Raw genomic sequence first — 13561 nt, 5'->3', positions numbered from 1 at the left:
GTCAGGCCCCCAATCGGGTGAGGAGGTTCGACAGGGCCGCGACCGCGTCGATCTTCGCGGTCAGGTAGTCGTCGGGTTTCGGGTCCGCCTCGGCCTGCTCACCGAGGGCCTTTTCCGGGCCGGCGAGGTAGACCCGGGTGACACCGGCCTCGCGGGCGGACGCCACCACTGCGGCGGCATCCGTGGCGTAGCGGCTGTCGGTGCCGCAGATCACGGTGACCGAGGGGTTGCCGGCCGCCGACACCGCCTGCCCCACTTCGGCGGCGGCCACGGTGCCCGGGTTGACGGTTTCGATCCCGCCGGACGCGAGCAGGTTGGTGGCGAACGTCGCGCGGATGTTGTGTTCGGCCAGCGGTCCCAGCGGCAGCAGCAGCACCCGCGGTCGGGCCCCGGTCTGCGCGAGGAACGCGTCGGACCGGTCGCGCAGCGCTTCGAACCCGGCCGCGTAGCGGGCGACGGCGGTGAACGCCTCGCCCGAGGGCTGCACAGGCTCGTCCAGGTTCGGGTACTCGTTGACACCGGTCAGCGCGGTGCGCCGGTGCGCGATGTCGTCGGTGCGCCGGGTGGCGACCTCGGCGATCTGCACGGCCAGGTGGTCGTGTGCCGCCACGAATCCACCGCGGGATTCGATGTCCTGGAAGTGTTTCCACGCCTGCTCGGCCAGCTGCGCGGTCAGGTCCTCGACGAACCAGGAACCGCCCGCCGGGTCGAGCACCCGGCCGATGTGGGACTCCTCGAGCAGCAGCAGCTGGGTGTTGCGGGCGATGCGCCGGGCGAACGTGCGCGAGGTGCCGGGGAACCCGTCGGGGATCGCCACGTCGAACGGGTGCACCAGCACGGTGTCCGCTCCACCGACCCCGGCGGCGAACGCCGCGAGCGTGGTGCGCAGCATGTTCACCCACGGGTCGCGCTGGGTCATCATCGGCAGCGACGACGCCGCGTGGATGGTGGCCGCACCCGCGTCGGCGGCGCCGACCACCTCGCACACCCGGGCCCAGAGCAGCCGGGCGGCACGCAGTTTCGCGATGGTCATGAACTGGTCGTCGTCGGCGGCGAGCCGGAAGCTGATCTGGCGTACCGCGTCGGCGACCGTGAGACCGCCCTGCTCGAGCAGGCGCAGATACGACACACCGGCAGCGACGGCGCCCGCCAGCTCCCACGAGGCGCTGGCGCCGCGGTTGTGCAGCGCGGGTCCGTCGACGGTGATCGCCCGCACCTTGCCGCCGTATCCGGTGACCTTGGCCGCGGCCGACACGATCTCCGCCACATCGGGTGCCGCGCGGTCGCTGAACGGGGCGGTCAGCGGGTCGGCGCCCAGGTCCACCGAGAGTCGTTCGCGCTGTTCGGTGTCCAGGTCGGTCAGCAGGGCCAGCACCGCATCGGCGGCGGCCGCGTATTCGGTGCCGGCGTCGAGCTGCACGGGAACGAGGTCGAGGAAGACGGAGTCGAGCAGCCGGTCGAGGTCTGAGGCGGCCACGCCGTCGGCGCCGATGCGCAGCACCAGCGCGCTGACGCCTTCGGTCAGGCCCAGCAGTACCGCACCGTTGGCCTCGGCGGGGGTGCTGGCCGCCGCCGGGAACGCCTCGGCGACCTTCCACCCCGACTTGACGTCACGCAGGGCGTCGCCGCCGCGCACGTACGGCCACTGCCCGGGCAGCGGCGGCTCGGGCAACTCGTCGAGACTGGTGTAGAGGGGGCGGATCGAAAAACCCTCGTATGTCGGCGAATCGAGCAGCCGGTCTGGTTCGGCAGGCAACTCGGCGGGGTCCGTGCGGGTGCTTTTCGCCAACACCCCGGCCACCGCGGAGCGCCACTGCTCCAGACCGGACTCGACAGCACTGGCCCCCTGCACAGACACCGGCATTCTCCTGTTGTCGCAGCGTGTGACTGACGTATCCGTCCATCAGGCTAAATGATGGCGGTCACCCTGGTGACCGCCGGGCAGCCGACGTGCCGGACACCGCGGATCGGCTGAGGCCCGTAGGCTTGGCAGACGTGAATGCCGTCGTCAGGGCCCTGCGGGTCGCGCGTGCCACAGTGGCCGCGGTGGCCCTGCAGGTTCCCCGTCGGCGCCTGGTGGCGCTCGCCGTCGCGATTGTGACTCTCGTCGCACTCGCCTGGTGGGTGCCCCTGCCCAATGCGCTCGAGCTGCGGGACTGGGCCACGTCGGTCGGCGCCTGGTTCCCGCTGGTATTCCTGGCCGCTCACATCGTGGTGACGACGTTCCCGTTCCCCCGCACGGCGTTCACCCTCGCCGCCGGCCTGCTGTTCGGCCCGCTGCTCGGCGTCACGATCGCGGTGGTGGCCAGCACGGTCAGCGCGCTGCTGGCGGTGCTGTTGATCCGCGCGCTGGGCTGGCAGCTGAACAATCTGGTCAGCCACCCCGCCGTCGACCGGATCGATGCGCGGTTGCGCCGCCGCGGCTGGCCGTCGGTGATCGCGCTTCGCCTGATCCCGGCGGTGCCGTTCGCCGTCCTGAACTACGCCGCAGGCGCCTCGGCGGTCCGCCTGCTCCCCTACTCGCTGGCGACGGTCGTCGGTCTGCTGCCGGGCACCGCGGCGGTGGTGATCCTCGGCGACGCGCTCACCGGCCACGTCAACCCGCTGCTGGTGCTGATCTCCGCTGCTACCGCGAGCATCGGCGTCCTGGTGCTGCTGTACGACAACCGCGTTCAGCGGCGCGCCAAGACGCCGGTCACGGCGTCCTGACCGGGGGCGTCCTGACCGGGGGGCCCCTTGACCGCCATCGCGCCGAACAACGCGAGCAGCGACGACGACGCGACCAGCCCCGGGCTCCAGTCCCTGGCCCTGACGTGCGAACCGGCGGCGAGCAGGAAGTAGACCGTCAGCATCACCGTGGTCAACCGGGCGAGCGCGGGCCAGCGGAACACCGACAGGAGCCCGACGGCGCTGGCCGCCTTGACGAACGGGATGAGCGGCCGCAGTTCCTCGGCGAGTCCGACATCGTCGAGCGCCTTCTTGATCGGCGCGATCGGTTTGACGCACGCCGCCGCATCGGCGGCCTGTACCGCGGCGAGGACCGCGTAGGTCCGCTTCGAGCTCAGCGCGCTCATTGGTCAGGGTCTCCGTGGCGGGGTGCACTCAGCTGGTTGGGCGGCTCGGTGGACGACAGCAGGCCGGGCCCCTGCACCGAGGTGCGCGCCTCGGCCTCGGCCGCGGCGACCGCCCGGGCGATCTCCGGGTCGGTCTCGGTGGAGAACCAGTCGGCGACCTCGGCGGAGTCGTCCTCGGCCGGCGGGCGGTCATCGTCGGGCGACGGGGTGTACCGGATGACGCCGTCCTCACCGGGGGCACCCAGCAGCTTGGTGAAACCGCCCAGCGCGCCGGCGAAATCGCTGGGCACCACCCAGACCTTGTTGGCCTCGCCCCTGGCCATCTCCGGCAACGTCTGCAGGTACTGGTAGGCCAGCAGTTCGGGGGTCGGCCGGGCCGCCTTGATGGCGGCGAAGGTCTTCTCGATCGCCTTGGCCTGCCCCTGGGCCTGCAGATAGGCGGCGGCGCGCTCGCCCTGAGCGCGGAGCATGCGCGACTGTCGTTCCGCCTCGGCGGCCAGGATCGCGGCCTGCTTGGCGCCCTCGGCGGACAGGATCTGCGCTTGCTTCTGGCCTTCGGCTTGTTTGATGGCCGCCTCCCGGCTGCCCTCCGCGGTCAGGATCATCGCGCGCTTCTCACGGTCGGCGCGCATCTGCTTTTCCATCGAGTCCTGGATGGACGGCGGCGGGTCGATCGCGCGCAGTTCAACGCGGGCGACCCGCAGGCCCCACCGGTTGGTGGCTTCGTCGAGCACGCCGCGCAGCGCGGTGTTGATCTGGTCGCGCGAGGTCAGCGTCTGCTCCAGCGTCATCCCGCCGACCAGGTTGCGCAGCGTGGTGGTGGTGAGCTGTTCGACGCCGACGATGTAGTTGTTGATCTGGTAGACCGCGGCCTGGGGCTCGGTGACCTGGAAGTAGACCACGGTGTCGATCGCCACCGTCAGGTTGTCCTCGGTGATCACCGGCTGAGGCGGGAAGGACACCACCCGCTCACGCAGATCGACCCGGGCCCGGATCTTGTCGATGAACGGGATCAGCAGCGTGAGCTGACCACTGACGGTGCGGCTGTACCGACCGAGCCGTTCGATCACCGCGGCTTCGGCCTGCGGGATCAGCGCGACCGACTTGGCCACCACGATGACAGCGAATACGACCAGCACGGCCAGCAGGACCAGGCCGGCGACGGCTCCATCCATGACGGACTTCCCTTCGGGTCAGGGGTTCTTCCAGACCACCGCCGTGGCGCCGTCGATCCGCATGACGGTCACCTGGTCGCCCGGTTCGTACACATCGTTGTCGTCCAGCGGCCGGGCCGTCCAGACCTCGCCCTCGAGCTTGACCTGCCCCGTGTGCTGCGCCACACGGTCGAGCACCAGCGCCTTCTTGCCCTCCAGCGCCTTGGCCGGTTCGGGCAGTCCGGCACCGGAGTAGAAGCGCTTCCGCAGCACCGGCCGGACCACCCCCAGCAGCAGCACCGACACCAGCAGGAACACCGCGCCGTCGGCCCAGATCGGCCAGTCGAACAGCCAACTGGTGCCGGTGGCGGCCAGCGCACCGCCGCTGAGCATCAGCAGGAACATGTCGCCGGTGAGCGCCTCTGCCCCGGCCAGCACAATCGCGAGGATCAGCCAGATCAGCCAAACAGGCATGAGGCCAGCCTAACGGGTAACCGGCCTGTGCAGCGGCGAACAACTACACTGCGGGCATCATGTGGTGTCCCAGTGCAACGCTGGCGGTGTGGGCCAATTCCTGGCTCGCGGGAGCCGCCGCGCCCGATGACGTGCTCGACTCGCTCTCCGCTTGGGCGCCAAGGCATTTGGTGACCGCATATGACTCCGCGGCGGCGAGCCGGACCGGTCTGCCGTGGCCCGATCTCAACGGCACCGGCGCGGTGTCGCTGCTGCAGACGCTGCGCACCGCTGCCGGCCCCGCACCGTCTGGTCCCATGGTCTCCGTCGTGCTCCCGGTACCCGGTGACGTGCGCGGGCTGCCTCCGGGCACACAGTTCCAGCGCGACGCGATCGCTGTCGGTGAGGCCCTCATCGTCACCGACCCGCACGTCCCGTCCACAGCCGTCGGCCTGGTCCCCGACTTCGAGTTCGACGACAGCAGCGAGGATCCCGAGTTCGACCCGGAAGTGTCGGCGCTGTCGTGGACGGTCTACTCGGCACCCACCACGCCGCCCGGTCCGCACATCGATCTCGGTGAGGCGGAGTACGAACTGCGTTCGGCGGTGCGCGCGGCCGCGGAAGCCCTCGGCGCACTGCGCGCCGGTATGGCCGGCGCCGACGTCGACGATCCGCGGGGTCTGGTCGAACAGGTGCTGGAATCGGGGCGTGGGCACCGACTGCCCGACCATGCACCGAACCGGGCGGCCCGGGTCCTCGAGAACGCCGCGCACGTCGACGCGATCATCACGGTGAGCTCCGGGCTCATGCCGATCGGCCTGCAGAGTTCGTCGGAGGTGCAGATCGCCAGCGATGCGCTGCGCCCACTGGTGGGTGTGGTGCGGGCGGCGCGGATCGCCGCACTCACCGCCATTCTGTACAGCGCCTGGCAGCGCTGAGCCCTATTCGGCGGGCTTCTCCGTAGCATCCGCATCCGCGGACTCCTCGGAAGCACGCTGCGGCAGAAGCGATTCCAGCGCGGGCCCGGTGATGCGACGGAACGCCCGGCGGGGCCGGTTCACGTCGAGGATCGCCACTTCGAGGGTCGATGGGCCGAGCGTGCGCGGCTCGGACCCGTTACCGCTGGACTCGAGCGCGTCGACGGCGATGCGGACCGCGTCGGCGAGTTCGGCGTTCTCGGTGTAGGAGTCGTTGAGCTTGGCGATGATCGGCTCGGTGGTCCCGCCCATCACCACGAAATGCGGTTCGTCGGCGATGGATCCGTCGTAGGTGATCCGGTACAGCTCCGGCGCTTTCGACTCACCGAAGTGGGCCACCTCGGCCACGCACAATTCCACTTCGTAGGGCTTGGCCTGTTCGGTGAAGATGGTGCCGAGGGTCTGCGCGTAGACGTTGGCCAGCTGTCTGCCGGTCACGTCGCGGCGCGAGTAGGCGTAGCCCTGCGTGTCGGCGAACCGGATGCCGCCGCTGCGCAGGTTGTTGAACTCGTTGAAGCGCCCGACGGCGGCGAAGCCGACGCGGTCGTAGAGTTCGCTGACCTTCTGCAGCGAGCGCGACGGGTTCTCCGCGACGAACAACACACCGTCGGCGTATGCCAGGGCCACCACGCTGCGGCCGCGGCTGATGCCCTTGCGTGCGAGCTCCGAACGCTCGCGCATCGCCTGCTCCGGCGAGATGAAATACGGAAAGCTCACGAATCTGTACCTCGCGGCGCATGCGCGTCAGGGCCGAAAGTATCGGCGCGGGAACGGTTCTGGATGACTTCGCGGGCCAGCCCGGCGATCCGCTCCTGGCTGACCTCTTCGGCGCCGTCGGCGGTGATCAGCACGGCGGTCGGGAAGATGCCGCGCACCAGATCGGGCCCGCCGGTGGCGGAGTCGTCGTCGGCCGCGTCGTAGAGCGACTCGACCGCCACGCGCAGCGCCGAATCGGCGTCGGTCACCTGGTGGTAGAGCTTCTTCATCGAGGACTTGGCGAAGATCGAGCCCGACCCCACCGACTGGTAGCCCTCTTCTTCGAGGTTGTGCCCACCGGCGGCGTCGAACGACACGATGCGGCCCGCGGCCTGCGGGTCGGGATCGTCGAGATCGAACCCGGCCAGCAGTGGCAACGCCACGAAACCCTGCAGTGCCGCACCGAGATTGCCGCGCACCATGGTGGCGAGCCGGTTGACCTTGCCTGCGAACGTCAGCGCCACACCTTCGAGCTTCTCGTAGTGTTCGAGCTCGACGGCGTAGAGGCGGGCGAACTCCACCGCGATGGCGGCGGTGCCGGCGATGCCGGTCGCAGTGTAATCGTCGGTGATGTACACCTTCTGCACGTCGCGGCTGGCGATCATGTTGCCCTGGGTGGCGCGGCGGTCACCGGCCATCACCACGCCGCCGGGGAACTTCAGCGCGACGATGGTGGTGCCGTGCGGCACCGCGTCGGTGGGTGTCACCGCCACGTCACCGGCGAACGGCAACAGGTGGGGCGCCTGGCGGCGCAGCATGTCGGAGAAGGACGACAAATCCATGGAGACGGAAGGGACCCCTCGGGTCGTAGGGCGGGACGGGTCGACGCGGGAAAGATCAGGAAGGGCCAGCTGCTGGAGATGCGGCCAGGTCACTGTCCGCCCTTTTGGACGTATGCGCGCACGAAGTCCTCGGCGTTCTCCTCGAGGACGTCGTCGATCTCGTCGAGCAGGTCGTCGGTCTCCTCGGTGAGCTTCTCGCGACGCTCCTGCCCGGCGCCGGCGCCACCGGAGAGGTCGTCGTCCTCGCCGCCGCCACCACCACGCTTGGTCTGCTCCTGCGCCATCGCCGCCTCCTGCACTTGTCATCGGCGGGCCCACAGCCACCCACCGGTTCCTCCACACTACCGGTCGACGCCCGGATTGCCGGGGATAGCCGGGGCTTTGGGACAGGTGGCTAGGTGGCGGTGAGCTGTTCGACGAGTTGGACCGCGCTGTCCACCGAGTCGAGCAGCGCCCCGACATGCGCCTTGCTGCCGCGCAGCGGTTCGAGCGTCGGGATGCGCACCAGCGAATCGCCGCCGAGGTCGAAGATCACCGAGTCCCAGCTGGCCGCCGCGATATCGGCGCCGAACCGGCGCAGGCACTCGCCCCGGAAGTAGGCGCGGGTATCGGTGGGCGGGCTGTCGACGGCGTCGAGCACCTGCTGCTCGGTGACCAGCCGCTTCATCGACCCGCGGGCCACCAGCCGGTTGTACAGACCCTTGTCCAGCCGGACGTCGGAGTACTGCAGGTCCACCAGGTGCAGCCGCGGCGCCGACCACCCGAGGTTCTCCCGGTGCCGGAAACCCTCGAGCAGCCGCAGTTTGGCCGGCCAGTCGAGGATCTCGGCGCATTCCATCGGATCGCGCTCGAGCAGGTCCAGCACATTGGCCCAGGTCTCGACGACGTGGGAGGCCCGCGGATCGGGGTCCCGCGAGTCCACCAGCTTGGCCACCCGGTCGAGGTAGATGCGCTGCAACGCCAGCGCGGTCAGTTCGCGGCCGTCGGCGAGTGCGACCGTCGCCCGCAGGGACGGATCGCGGCTGACGACGTGCACGGCGTGCACCGGCCGGGCCAGCGCCAGGTCCGACAGGTCCATCCCCTCCTCGATCAGGTCGAGGACCAGGGAGGTGGCACCCACTTTGAGGTAGGTCGACGTCTCGGCCAGGTTGGCGTCGCCGATGATGACGTGCAGCCGCCGGTATTTGTCGGCGTCGGCGTGGGGTTCGTCGCGGGTGTTGATGATGCCGCGCTTGAGCGTGGTCTCCAGCCCGACCTCGACCTCGATGTAGTCGGAGCGCTGGGACAACTGAAAGCCGGGTTCGTCACCCGAGGGGCCGATGCCCACCCGGCCGGATCCGGTGACCACCTGGCGGGACACCAGGTGCGGGGTGAGTCCGGCGATCACCGCGGAGAACGGCGTCTGCCGGCTCATCAGGTAGTTCTCGTGCGACCCGTAGGACGCGCCCTTGCCGTCGACGTTGTTCTTGTACAGCTGCAGTCTGGCGGCGCCCGGCACGCTCGCTACGTGCCGCGCGGCGGCCTCCATCACCCGTTCGCCGGCCTTGTCCCAGATCACCGCGTCGAGGGGGTCGGTGCACTCGGGGGCGGAGTACTCGGGGTGGGCGTGGTCGACGTAGAGCCGTGCGCCGTTGGTGAGGATCATGTTGGCCGCACCGACCTCGTCGGCGTCGACGACCGGCGGCGGCCCCGAAGCGCGGCTCAGGTCGAAGCCGCGGGCGTCGCGAAGGGGCGACTCCACCTCGTAGTCCCACCGGGTGCGCTTGGCCCGCTGGATGCCGGCCGCCGCGGCGTAGGCCAGCACCGCCTGCGTGGATGTCAAGATCGGGTTGGCGGTCGGATCGGACGGTGAGGAGATTCCGTATTCGACCTCGGTTCCGATGATCCGCTGCATGACCTCAGAGTAGGTGACGCGGTCCCGACGGCGGCGGCCGACGCTTGCGGCGGCGGACAGCTGTTGATGAACTGTTCGGCGATGGCCGACGCCCGTGACTCCGCTGCCCTGCAGTTCGTCGCCGGTCTCGGCGCGGCGATGGCGTCGGCCAACTATCCGGTGACGCTGGTGCGCCAGACGATGATCACCGCGTCGCGCGCCTACGGACTGGACAACCAGTTCCTGGCCCTGCCCAATTACGTCCAGGTCGGCAACTCCGAGAGCGGTCAACTCTCCATCGCCCACCCCGACCGCGACCTGCGCTTCGACCAGACCTTCGCGCTGGCCACCTTGATCACCGCAGCGCAGCGTGCCGAGATCACACCACGAGAGGGCATCGCCGAACTCGAGCGGATCTGGCGCACCCCGATGCGCTACCCGGCGTGGATCGGGGTCATCGGGTATGCGCTGCAGTCCGCCGGCCTCTCGCTGGTTCTGCAGCCGGCTCCGCTGACGTTGCTCCTCGCGGTGATCTTCGGTGCAGTGGTCGGTGTGCTGTGCGAAGTCGCCCGCCACAGCGATGCGCTGTCCCAACTGCTTCCGACGGTCTGCGCGTTCGTCGTCTCGCTGGCGGCGTTCACCGCCGTCGAGCATCTGCACCTCGGGGACGCGAGCCTGCGAGCGCTCGCGCCGCCGCTGGCGGCGTTCCTGCCCGGTGCCGCGATCACCCTGGCGGTGATCGAACTGTCCACCCGCCAGATGGTGTCGGGCGCGAGCCGCCTCGTCGCGGGGTTCATGCGAATAGCCCAGCTGGCGTTCGGCGTCCTGATCGCCGCCCAGGTGGCCGGCCTGTCCGACGACCACCTGATCACGACCTCGGTCAATCGCATCGGACCATGGGCGCCCTGGGTCGGACTGCTGGTGTACGCGCTCGGCGCGCTGCTGTTCTTCGGACCGCCGTCGCGGTTCCTGCCGTGGATGCTGCTGATGCTGGTCACCGCCTACGCCGGCCAACTCGTCGGCAACGCGGTGCTGGGCGGTTACGCGAGTGGCTTCGTCGGCGGGCTGGCGTTGACGCTGGCCGCGTTCGCCATCTCCAAGCGGCCCGGTACGCCGGCGGCGGTGTCGCTGATCCTTCCGGGATTCTGGCTGTTGGTCCCGGGCTCGCTGGGCCTGATGGGCGTCACCGAGATGATGGAAAGCGACAGCACGGCGTTGTTCACCGCGACGCTGATCTCGATGATCTCGATCGCACTCGGCGTGCAGTCCGGCTTGTTGGTGTGGCGCCTGGTGGAACAGGTCGGCTCCACCGCCCCCGACAGTTGAGCCCGATCACCTCGAGCCGGAACCGCGATCAGGTTCCACCGCACGGGCGTGCCCGCCGCGGTCGGCCTCGAGCGCCTTCCAGTCACTGCGGTGCCGCAGGCGCGCAGATCTAGGGAGCCGGGAACCTACAGGTACTGGCCGAGATTCGACTCGGTGTCGATCGCCCGGTTCGCGCTGCTGCTCTTGCCGGTGACCAGCGTGCGGATGTAGACGATCCGCTCGCCCTTCTTACCCGAGATCCGTGCCCAGTCATCGGGATTCGTGGTGTTGGGCAGGTCCTCGTTCTCGGCGAATTCGTCGACGATCGAGTCGAGCAGGTGCTGGATGCGCAGACCCCTCTGTCCGCTCTCGAGCACCGACTTGATCGCGTACTTCTTCGCGCGGTCGACGACGTTCTGGATCATCGCTCCGGAGTTGAAGTCCTTGAAGTACATGACCTCTTTGTCGCCGTTGGCGTAGGTGACCTCGAGGAAGCGGTTGTCGTCGATCTCGGCGTACATCCGGTCGACGACCTTCTCGATCATCGCCTTGATGGTCAGGGACCGGTCCCCGGAGAACTCGCTGAGGTCGTCGTCGTTGACCGGCAGGTCCTCGGTGAGGTACTTGCTGAAGATGTCTTGTGCCGCTTCGGCATCCGGCCGCTCGATCTTGATCTTGACGTCCAGGCGGCCGGGCCGCAGGATCGCCGGGTCGATCATGTCCTCACGGTTGGAGGCGCCGATCACGATGACGTTCTCCAGGCCCTCGACACCGTCGATCTCCGAGAGCAACTGGGGTACGACCGTCGTCTCCACGTCCGAGCTCACGCCGGTGCCGCGGGTGCGGAAGATCGAGTCCATCTCGTCGAAGAACACGATCACCGGGGTGCCCTCGGAGGCCTTCTCCCTGGCGCGCTGGAAGATCAGCCGGATGTGACGCTCGGTCTCGCCGACGAACTTGTTGAGCAGCTCGGGGCCCTTGATGTTGAGGAAGTAGGACTTCGCCTCGCGGGCGTCGTCGCCGCGCACCTCCGCCATCTTCTTGGCCAGCGAGTTCGCAACCGCCTTGGCGATCAGCGTCTTTCCGCAGCCGGGCGGACCGTAGAGCAGCACACCCTTGGGCGGCCGCAGCGAGTACTCCCGGTAGAGCTCCTTGTGCAGGAAGGGCAGCTCGACGGCGTCGCGGATCTGCTCGATCTGACGGCCGAGGCCGCCGATGTCGCTGTAGCTGACGTCGGGCACCTCTTCGAGGACCAGGTCCTCGACCTCGGCCTTGGGGATGCGCTCGAAGGCGTACCCGGCCTTGGTGTCGACGAGCAGCGAATCGCCCGGCCGAAGCCTGCGCGGGCGGTCGTCGTCGAGTTCGGGCCCGGCGACGTCGGCGTCGGGCAGGTGCTCCACCGACACCAGCGGCTCGGCCAGCCAGACGATGCGCTCCTCGTCGGCGTGGCCGACCACCAGCGCGCGGTGCCCGTCGGAGAGGATCTCGCGCAGGGTGCTGATTTCGCCGACGGCCTCGAAGTGGCCGGCCTCGACGACGGTCAGCGCCTCGTTGAGGCGGACGGTCTGACCCTGCTTGAGTGACTTGACATCGATGTTGGGCGAGCAGGTCAGCCGCATCTTGCGCCCGGAGGTGAAGACGTCGACGGTGTCGTCCTCGTGGGCGGCGAGCAGGACGCCGTAGCCGCTCGGGGGCTGCCCCAGCCGGTCGACCTCTTCGCGCAGCGCGAGCAGTTGCTGGCGCGCCTCCTTGAGGGTGTCCATCAGCTTGGCGTTGCGCGCGGCGAGCGAGTCGATCCGAGCTTCCAGTTGGTGGACGTCACGGGCGCTGCGCAGACCGCTCTGCGGTCCTACGGCGTTCTCCAGCTGCTCTCGCAGGGCCGCCGCCTCGCGGCGCAACTCCTCGAGCTCCGCGGCGTCCTCACCGGACAGGCCGATCTCATGGGGTGTCGTGAAACCGTCTTCTCTGGCTTCGTGACGCTGTGACTCACTCATGTTGCGCCCCTCTCCTGCACCGAATAGTGGTGCAGTAACAACTTCAACGCTACCGGCGATTCAGACTTTGTGTGCGGCGTAGGGATTCGACACACCCGCAGCACTGTTAACCTCGAACCCGAGCCAGAAAGATCGAAAGGACAGCCGTGACCCTGAAAACCCTCGTAACCGGCGTTGCAGCAGCCGCTGTAGTAGCAGGTGGCGCGGCAGGTGTGACCAACATTGCATCGAATTCGGTGGCAGCGCCCGCCGTGTCGCCGGTCGTGTTCGGCGTACCGATGCCGCAGGTCCCCGCACCTGATCTGGCGGGTCCGCTGACCCAGACTCTGCAGGCCCTCGCCGGCCCCGGGTCGTTCCGCGGCAAGTCGCCCTTCATCCAGGGCGGCATCGGCAGAATCGAAGCGGTCGGCGCCGATCGGGCGTACCAGAATGCGGCCGCGCAGGGCAAATTCCCGCTGAGCTTCAGCGTCGCCAATGTCGACCAGAACGGCGGCGTGGTCACGGCCGACGTCACCGCGACCGCGGCCACCGGCGGCGTCGCCACCCAGAACATCGTCTTCGTCGCCGGTCCCAGCCCGAGCGGCTTTCAGGTGTCGCGGAGCTCCGCCTTGGCGTTGCTCTCGGCGGTCGGCTGAGCCGTCCACCGGTGCCGCAACGCACCATGACCGCAGTAGTCCGCAGCGCCGTCACCGTTCTGGTGGCGGCGTTCGGGCTTTCAGTCGGTCTGGGCGGGTGCGGTAGCGACAAACCCCCGGCCCCGGGGCCGTCGAGCACGGTCGCGTCCGCACCGGCCGCGCCCGCCTACCCGCCCCCGCCTGCGCCGCTGCCACCGCCGAGCGCGCTGACCGACGTGCTGTACCGACTGGCCGACCCCGCGGTGCCCGGCGCACAAAAACTCAGCCTGATCGCAGATGCCGGCCCCGGTGACGCCGCGGCGCTCGACCGCTTCGGTAAGGCACTGGCCGACAACGGCTATCACCCGATGACCTTCGACGCGGCCGGCCTGGCGTGGGCGGCGACCGCCGACGACGTGGTCGCCACCGTGATCGCCCGGACGCCACCGGGTCGCACCGGCGGGGATTTCACGTTCCCGATGGAGTTCGCGCGGACCCCCGACGGCGGGTGGCAGCTCACCCGCGACAGCACCGACATGCTGCTCGAGGTCGACACCGCCCAGAATCCCCCGCGCTGAC

14 protein-coding genes are annotated in these 13561 nt (G+C 69.3%); 5 read left to right on the top strand and 9 right to left on the bottom strand.

Translation table 11 applies throughout. The features are described 5' to 3' along the window. Position 1: 1 nt before the first annotated feature. Positions 2–1864 carry a methylmalonyl-CoA mutase small subunit gene (gene mutA / locus I7X18_RS12170; RefSeq protein ID WP_193047451.1) on the bottom strand — a complete coding sequence of 621 codons (1863 nt, stop codon included), beginning with the start codon at positions 1862–1864 and terminating at the stop codon, positions 2–4. 131 nt (positions 1865–1995) lie between these two features. Here mutA and I7X18_RS12165 point away from each other — a divergent pair, with 131 nt between their 5' ends. Continuing rightward, positions 1996–2709, top strand: coding sequence for a TVP38/TMEM64 family protein (locus tag I7X18_RS12165; protein WP_232375462.1), 714 nt, complete (start codon positions 1996–1998; stop codon positions 2707–2709). Here the strand turns inward: I7X18_RS12165 and I7X18_RS12160 are convergent. The 3 genes from I7X18_RS12160 to I7X18_RS12150 are packed head-to-tail and all read right to left on the bottom strand — an operon-like array spanning position 2673 to position 4702. Continuing rightward, positions 2673–3074: a DoxX family protein gene (locus I7X18_RS12160; RefSeq protein ID WP_193047449.1), complete on the bottom strand. Its 402-nt coding sequence runs from the start codon at positions 3072–3074 to the stop codon at positions 2673–2675. The genes I7X18_RS12165 and I7X18_RS12160 overlap by 37 nt on opposite strands. Continuing rightward, positions 3071–4249: an SPFH domain-containing protein gene (locus tag I7X18_RS12155; RefSeq protein ID WP_193047448.1), complete on the bottom strand. Its 1179-nt coding sequence runs from the start codon at positions 4247–4249 to the stop codon at positions 3071–3073. The genes I7X18_RS12160 and I7X18_RS12155 overlap by 4 nt, the downstream gene beginning before the upstream one ends. Positions 4250–4267: 18 nt before the next feature. Next, a complete protein-coding gene (locus I7X18_RS12150; protein ID WP_193047447.1) occupies positions 4268–4702 on the bottom strand; it encodes an NfeD family protein in 435 nt (144 codons plus the stop codon). Between the two features lie 59 nt (positions 4703–4761). On the opposite strand from I7X18_RS12150, the gene I7X18_RS12145 reads away from it, so the two are divergent. Then, positions 4762–5619, top strand: a complete 858-nt coding sequence (locus tag I7X18_RS12145; protein ID WP_193047446.1) for an Rv1486c family protein — start codon at positions 4762–4764, stop codon at positions 5617–5619. A 3-nt stretch (positions 5620–5622) separates the two neighbouring features. Here I7X18_RS12145 and prcA read toward each other — a convergent pair whose 3' ends face one another. The 4 genes from prcA to dop form a co-directional block, all read right to left on the bottom strand. Beyond that, positions 5623–6375 (bottom strand): proteasome subunit alpha, encoded by a 753-nt coding sequence (gene prcA / locus I7X18_RS12140; protein ID WP_193047445.1) that lies wholly within the window; start codon positions 6373–6375, stop codon positions 5623–5625. Further along, a complete protein-coding gene (gene prcB, locus I7X18_RS12135) occupies positions 6372–7289 on the bottom strand; it encodes a proteasome subunit beta (RefSeq protein ID WP_193047444.1) in 918 nt (305 codons plus the stop codon). Before prcB ends, prcA begins: the two co-directional genes overlap by 4 nt. Next, positions 7286–7480 carry a ubiquitin-like protein Pup gene (locus tag I7X18_RS12130; RefSeq protein WP_193047443.1) on the bottom strand — a complete coding sequence of 65 codons (195 nt, stop codon included), beginning with the start codon at positions 7478–7480 and terminating at the stop codon, positions 7286–7288. The genes prcB and I7X18_RS12130 overlap by 4 nt, the downstream gene beginning before the upstream one ends. Positions 7481–7590: 110 nt before the next feature. Next, entirely contained in the window at positions 7591–9090 is a 1500-nt protein-coding gene (gene dop / locus I7X18_RS12125; RefSeq protein ID WP_193047442.1) for a depupylase/deamidase Dop, read from the bottom strand. A gap of 81 nt (positions 9091–9171) precedes the next feature. On the opposite strand from dop, the gene I7X18_RS12120 reads away from it, so the two are divergent. Next, positions 9172–10395 carry a threonine/serine exporter family protein gene (locus I7X18_RS12120; RefSeq protein WP_193047441.1) on the top strand — a complete coding sequence of 408 codons (1224 nt, stop codon included), beginning with the start codon at positions 9172–9174 and terminating at the stop codon, positions 10393–10395. Between the two features lie 125 nt (positions 10396–10520). On the opposite strand, the gene arc is transcribed toward I7X18_RS12120, so the two are convergent. Then, positions 10521–12368 carry a proteasome ATPase gene (gene arc, locus I7X18_RS12115; protein ID WP_193047440.1) on the bottom strand — a complete coding sequence of 616 codons (1848 nt, stop codon included), beginning with the start codon at positions 12366–12368 and terminating at the stop codon, positions 10521–10523. A 146-nt stretch (positions 12369–12514) separates the two neighbouring features. Between arc and I7X18_RS12110 the strand changes: the two genes are divergently transcribed. Then, on the top strand, positions 12515–13003 hold the full coding sequence (locus I7X18_RS12110) for an MTB12 family secreted protein (RefSeq protein WP_193047439.1): 489 nt from the start codon (positions 12515–12517) through the stop codon (positions 13001–13003). Positions 13004–13029: 26 nt separating this feature from the next. Next, positions 13030–13560, top strand: coding sequence for a lipoprotein LppK (locus I7X18_RS12105; RefSeq protein WP_193047438.1), 531 nt, complete (start codon positions 13030–13032; stop codon positions 13558–13560). Position 13561 lies beyond the last annotated feature (1 nt).

The sequence above is a fragment of the Mycolicibacterium baixiangningiae genome, from assembly GCF_016313185.1.
Lineage (GTDB): Bacteria > Actinomycetota > Actinomycetes > Mycobacteriales > Mycobacteriaceae > Mycobacterium > Mycobacterium baixiangningiae.
The sequence above is the reverse complement of the archived record's forward strand: the minus strand, read 5'-3'. Positions and strand labels throughout refer to the sequence as shown.